The sequence below is a fragment of the Mesorhizobium sp. WSM4817 genome (assembly GCF_055811135.1).
In genome coordinates this window covers 1-488 of the sequence record NZ_JBVVQQ010000134.1, presented here as the reverse complement: position 1 = coordinate 488, position 488 = coordinate 1, and the positions used below count along the sequence as shown (strand labels likewise).

Here is a 488-nt window from a genome sequence, read left to right as displayed (position 1 = left end):
GCTATAAACAGAACCGATCCGAGGAGATATTTATCCCATTCCGATGGCCGGTCGCTCAAGATGAAAGTCTCTCGATGGACAGTTTGTGCATTACCAACGTGCCGACGTAGCGAAAGCGCCAGCTCTCGGCAATGGCGGCAGTTTCCAGCTTCAATAATTGCATGGGGCACCCGGCCGATCCCACCGAAAACTCATGACCGAGCGCCTTACGATTGTATGTACCCTCCGGAATATTGAACCGCGCTATTTCGCCAGCAGGCCCCACGCACCTGATCGACCAGAACAACTCCTTTGGAAGCTTCAGGTTTCTTGCGGACGCAGCCATAGAAACCTTGTAGGAGCCCGGAGACAGTTGGATATACTGCTGAAGGGCTGCGTTCTTGAGCGGCGTATTCAGGAAGCGGACCGTCGCCCCCCTCACCTTCAACCGCATTTTGAGCCGTTGCAAGCGTAACTTCGAGACCCGACTGATCGCCGACCTGCCAATC

General features: G+C 54.9%; 1 pseudogene. It reads right to left on the bottom strand.

Annotated features, from left to right (window positions below):
• Nucleotides 1-55: 55 nt before the first annotated feature.
• A pseudogene (locus AC0L2K_RS35060) lies at nt 56-488 on the bottom strand (hypothetical protein); the annotation flags it as partial.